Below are 5,164 nucleotides of genomic sequence, written 5' to 3'. Positions count from 1 at the left end.
GCTTCGGTGGAATCAACGATGCCTACTATAGATATATCACCTACAGGTGGGAGTCGCTTTCCTACACCTTTTCCTGGATGTATGGGGCCTTTTTTTATTTGAATGCTGCCGATGCTATCTTCATTGCCAAGACAGGCGTCTACAGCTATTATTTTATGCCTGGGATAGTTTCTTCTTGCTTCATATATATGTTTTGTAAGATTTACTGCATGGATAGGATTTTCCAGAGTGCCTAATACAGGGATTTTGAGTTCCATCTTACTGAGAAATGTTCCTGTGAGGGGGCCTAAACAATCACCTATGTATCTATCGGTGCCTATGCAGAATACGAGACATTGACCTTTAATGTTTCTGTTGAGATAATCTGCCAATACGATGTGGGAATCTCTTTGAAAATAAAAGGTTTTTGGGCTGTCCTCCAATATAATCCCTCCTGCCGTTGATGCTTATTAACATGTATATAGGCAGGAAGGTTAATTTATACATATGATTTGAACTCTTTTTGTATTGCCAGCTTGGTATTATCTAAGCAGGATTTATAGAAAAAAAGATTTTTTATAGAAAGAATAAATTTCCTCTTGCATTCTTCTGAGATTTTGTATATAATCTAATAGTGTCGTCGGGGTGTAGCGCAGATGGTAGCGTACGTGGTTTGGGACCATGGGGCCGCAGGTTCAAGTCCTGTCACCCCGACCATTTTGAATCATAAGCACGATTTTTTAAATCGTGCTTTGTTTTTTGTTTTTTGTGTCTTTTAGTGGTTTCAAAAAAATCCCGCCGTGTTAATCCATGTTCATCACAATGACCTAAAAGGAATACCTAAGCAACTCGTAACTCGCAACACGAAACACGTAACAGGACGGAAAAGGAATCCCCTAGGCAACGCAACAAAAACTTCTTTGAATTAAGTATTTCCTTATTGATAAAATATTAAAAGAAGTATAAAATGTTATTTAGATATTTAAATAATTATCTAAATATATGGGGGTTATAAATTTGATTGAAATAACCAATGTGTCAAAAACTTTTGGGGGCAAAAATAAAGCTGTAGATAATATAAGCCTCTTAATACCTGACGGAGAAATCGTAGGCTTTCTGGGACCTAACGGAGCTGGAAAAACAACGACAATAAAAATGATTACTGGAATTTTGAGAAGTGATAGTGGCAGCATAAAAATCAACGGAATTGATATTGAGAAAGAACCTATCAAGGCAAAAAAACAATTTGGTTTTGTTCCTGATAGTCCAGATATGTTCTTAAGGCTTAAGGGAATAGAATATCTTAATTTTATGGCTGATGTTTATGAAGTTGATGAGAACGACAGAAAAATAAGAATAGACGGCCTGGCAGAAAGATTCGGAATGACGGAAGCTCTTTTTGATGAGATCCAAGGCTATTCTCACGGTATGAGACAAAAAATCGTGTTGATGGGAGCATTAATTCATGAACCCAGTGTTTGGATATTAGATGAGCCCATGACAGGCCTTGATCCTAAATCCTCTTTTATTCTCAAGGAGATGATGAAGGAGCACGCAGCCAAGAACAAAACCCTGTTCTTTTCTACCCATGTGCTGGATGTAGCAGAAAAAATATGTACCAAGGTAGCCATAATAAATAAGGGAAAAATATTATTTTATGGCTCCATGGAGGATATGAGACATCACTTTAAAGGCGATGAATCCTTGGAAAAAATGTTTCTGGAGTTGGTGGAAAATGAAAAAGATGCTTAAACTTGCAAGGGTTTTGCTTAAAACTAATTTAAAGTTTAATAAAAAAACAGCAGGTATTGGGGTAATAATTGCTTTATCCATGATGCCTCTGGCAGCCATAGAATGGCGAATGGTACGGGAAGTATACGATATAATGGCTCCTGTTGGTCAGCAAGGACTCATATTATGGCTTACAGTTTCTATGGTCAGTTTATTAACATTTTTTTTAGGTATATTTTATATAATGGGAGCTTTCTTTTATTCCAATGATATTGAACTGCTGCTCCCACTGCCTTTTAAGTCATGGCAAATACTTGGAGCCAAGTTTGCAACAGTATTGGTATATGAATATGTGACTCAACTGGTGTTTTTTCTTCCTGTGTTGATAGCCTATGGAATAAAGGATAGAGCCAATATAACCTATGTTATTATGGGGTTTGTGGCATACCTAATCTTTCCTGTAGTACCATTGGTGTTTGCTTCTCTTATAGATATTTTAGTTATTAGAAGTTTCCGGTTTGTTAAGAATAAAGATAGGATGAAAATTTTATCCGGCGTTATGGCAATGATTATCGCAATAGGATTTAACCTATTGATTCAAAACTTTACTCAGTCTATGGCAAACCCTGAAGACATGATGAGAATAATTGAGCAGGGTAATAATTCGGTATTGTCAAAAGCACAAGACATCTTTGTAGTTAATAGATTTATGACCCTGGCGCTGACAAACCACGCTGACTTCATTTATTCTGTGGGCAATATGCTAATTGCTATTGCTGGAGCGGGAATATTTTTAGGAATATTTTTATATTTAGGTGATAAACTTTATCTAAAAGGCGTGGTGGGATTGACAGAAGCTGCCTCTTCCAGAAAGACTAAAGCATCAAAAGCCAATCTTTACAAAAGGAAAAGTCATCTTATAGCTTTTTGTATTAAAGAATTAAAACTGCTTTTCAGAACACCGGTATATTTTCTAAATTGCGTTTTGATGAATTTCCTTTGGCCTGTGTTCATTTTGATACCAATATTTACAAAAGGGGGAGAGATAGAACAGTTTAGGAGCGCCGTAGCACAACTTAGCAACCCGAATGCTTTGAGATATGCTGTAGCAGGTGTGGCCAGTGCTGCAATGTTTATAAGCGGTACCAACATGATTTCTTCAACCGCCATATCCAGAGAAGGGAAAAACCTATATGTATCAAAATACTTGCCTGTTAATTATAAGGTCATCATAAATGCCAAGGTTATGTCAGGAACGATGATGGGGCTTGCAGGTATAATCATAGGTTTAGCGGTGGTTTGGATTTTGTTTTCCTTACCTGTAAATATGGTATTAATGGCTCTCATGATAAGCTTACCTTCAGCTGTTTTTATTAATTATCTAGGAATATTGCTGGATTTAAAATTTCCCAAGTTGAATTGGGATAACGAACAAAAAGCGGTTAAGCAGAATATAAATGGTGTATTGATAATGTTTATGAGCATAGCATTTGGATTTTTAAACTTTCTTCCTATATTGTTATTAAATCTGGGCTATAAAGAGATATTTATTGGGCTATTTGCTTTCTATGGCTTATTGGATATATTGATTTATAGAATTGCTGCTCATCAAGGCAGCAGATGGTTTGATGAACTGTAATAAATTCCAGTAAAAATGGTGTTGACAAAACCCATGTCTATGATGTATCATAGTCTTTGTCCGATAAAAATGGGCAATTGAATATGGGGAAATTCCCGAGTGGCCAAAGGGGGCAGACTGTAAATCTGTTGTCTCAGACTTCGGTGGTTCGAATCCACCTTTCCCCACCATTATTTTTAAAATGCTTCTAACAGGAAGCCTTTTTTATAACCCATAGGAAAGTATAATTCTACCTTAATATAAACTTTCCGTAATGGGTTTCAAGAAAGGCTTCCTTGATTGTTATTGATGTTTCCAATGGAAGCCTTTCTTATTGACATTTTTAGATACATATGCTAATATACTCTAGAATTGAATAATAAGTACCCTTATCAAGAGAGGTGGAGGGAAGGGCCCTATGAAACCCGGCAACCGGCAAAGAGCGCGGTGCCAATTCCTGCAGGTTTATCCTGAAAGATGAGGATGGATTTTCAACTTTATGAAAATGAGCTTCTTCATCGAAGAAGCTTTTTTTATGTCTTGAGAATAATAGGACTACACAAAGGAGATATTTTTATTAGGAGGAGATAGGATGATTAGAAAGTTATTTACTTCTGAATCTGTTACTGAAGGACATCCGGATAAGGTTTGCGATCAGATATCAGATGCGGTTTTAGATGCCATAATGGAAAATGACCCCATGGGCAGAGTAGCTTGCGAAGTCAGTGCAACAACAGGACTTGTTTTGGTTATGGGTGAAATAACCACCCAATGTTATGTTGATATACCGAAAATAGTTAGAGAAACAGTGGAGGAGATAGGTTATACCCGCGCTAAGTTTGGCTTTGATGCAGAAACCTGCGGTGTAATCACATCCATAAATGAGCAGTCTCCTGATATAGCCCTTGGAGTGGATAAGGCATTGGAGGCTAAAAAAGGTGAAATGACAGAAGAAGAGGTTGAAGCCATAGGTGCAGGAGATCAGGGTATGATGTTTGGTTTTGCCTGCGATGAAACTCCTGAACTCATGCCTATGCCTATATCTCTAGCTCATAAATTAGCCAGAAGACTTGCGCAGGTAAGAAAGGATGGAACACTTGATTATCTAAGGCCTGACGGCAAAACCCAGGTTACTGTTGAATATATAGATGACAAGCCGGTAAGAGTTGACACAGTGGTGGTTTCTACCCAGCATCACCCTGATGTGGATCATGACACCATCGAGAGGGATATAATAGAACATGTTATTAAGCCTATAATACCTGCAGATATGCTTGATGAGAAGACAAAATACTTTATCAATCCTACCGGGAGATTTGTAATTGGAGGACCTCATGGAGATTCAGGCTTGACAGGGAGAAAGATAATAGTAGACACCTACGGCGGCTATGCAAGACATGGCGGAGGCGCATTCTCCGGCAAGGACCCAACCAAGGTTGACAGATCCGCTTCCTATGCAGCTAGATATGTAGCTAAGAATGTGGTAGCTGCAGGCTTGGCTTCCAAATGCGAAGTTCAGATTGCATATGCTATAGGAGTAGCAAAGCCTGTATCAGTAATGATAGATACCTTTGGCACCGGTAAAATTGCTGATGATAAGATAGCTGAAATAGTAAATAGAGTTTTCGACTTAAGGCCTGCAGCAATAATAAGAGACTTGGATTTGAGAAAGCCTATATACAAGAAACTGGCGGCTTATGGACATATGGGCAGAACTGATTTAGGCGTAGCTTGGGAGAAAACAGATAAAGTAGATATTTTGAAAAAAGAAGCTGGAATATAAATAGATAAAGGTTGTTGCATAAACCTGGTATGTGCAACGACCTTTATTTTTTT

At 37.8% G+C, this 5,164-nt stretch carries 4 protein-coding genes, 2 tRNA genes and 1 riboswitch; of the genes, 5 read left to right on the top strand and 1 reads right to left on the bottom strand.

The window, feature by feature from the left end; translation table 11 throughout:
• Positions 1-422, bottom strand: a 422-nt coding sequence (gene yyaC, locus ACESM9_RS14235; RefSeq protein WP_373000105.1) for a spore protease YyaC, incomplete at its 3' end; no start/stop codon positions are given.
• Positions 423-620: 198 nt separating this feature from the next.
• On the opposite strand from yyaC, the gene ACESM9_RS14230 reads away from it, so the two are divergent.
• The 5 genes from ACESM9_RS14230 (at position 621) to metK (ending at position 5,111) form a co-directional block, all read left to right on the top strand.
• Positions 621-696, top strand: a tRNA-Pro gene (locus ACESM9_RS14230).
• A gap of 300 nt (positions 697-996) precedes the next feature.
• Positions 997-1,731, top strand: coding sequence for an ABC transporter ATP-binding protein (locus ACESM9_RS14225; protein WP_373000102.1), 735 nt, complete (start codon positions 997-999; stop codon positions 1,729-1,731).
• Positions 1,715-3,349, top strand: a complete 1,635-nt coding sequence (locus tag ACESM9_RS14220; protein WP_373000099.1) for a putative ABC transporter permease subunit — start codon at positions 1,715-1,717, stop codon at positions 3,347-3,349. Before ACESM9_RS14225 ends, ACESM9_RS14220 begins: the two co-directional genes overlap by 17 nt.
• An 85-nt stretch (positions 3,350-3,434) precedes the next feature.
• Positions 3,435-3,519, top strand: a tRNA-Tyr gene (locus ACESM9_RS14215).
• Positions 3,520-3,714: 195 nt separating this feature from the next.
• A riboswitch (SAM riboswitch) is annotated at positions 3,715-3,812 on the top strand.
• 108 nt (positions 3,813-3,920) lie between these two features.
• Positions 3,921-5,111: a methionine adenosyltransferase gene (metK, locus tag ACESM9_RS14210; protein WP_373000096.1), complete on the top strand. Its 1,191-nt coding sequence runs from the start codon at positions 3,921-3,923 to the stop codon at positions 5,109-5,111.
• Positions 5,112-5,164 lie beyond the last annotated feature (53 nt).

Origin of the sequence: Lutispora sp. (assembly GCF_041687175.1) — a bacterium.
Lineage (GTDB): Bacteria > Bacillota > Clostridia > Lutisporales > Lutisporaceae > Lutispora.
The sequence above is the reverse complement of the archived record's forward strand: the minus strand, read 5'-3'. Positions and strand labels throughout refer to the sequence as shown.

Coding starts and splice junctions, on each gene's coding strand:
- metK (WP_373000096.1), top strand. CDS start 3,921: ATGATTAGAAAGTTATTTACTTCTGAATCTGTTACTGAAGGACATCCG.
- ACESM9_RS14220 (WP_373000099.1), top strand. CDS start 1,715: ATGAAAAAGATGCTTAAACTTGCAAGGGTTTTGCTTAAAACTAATTTA.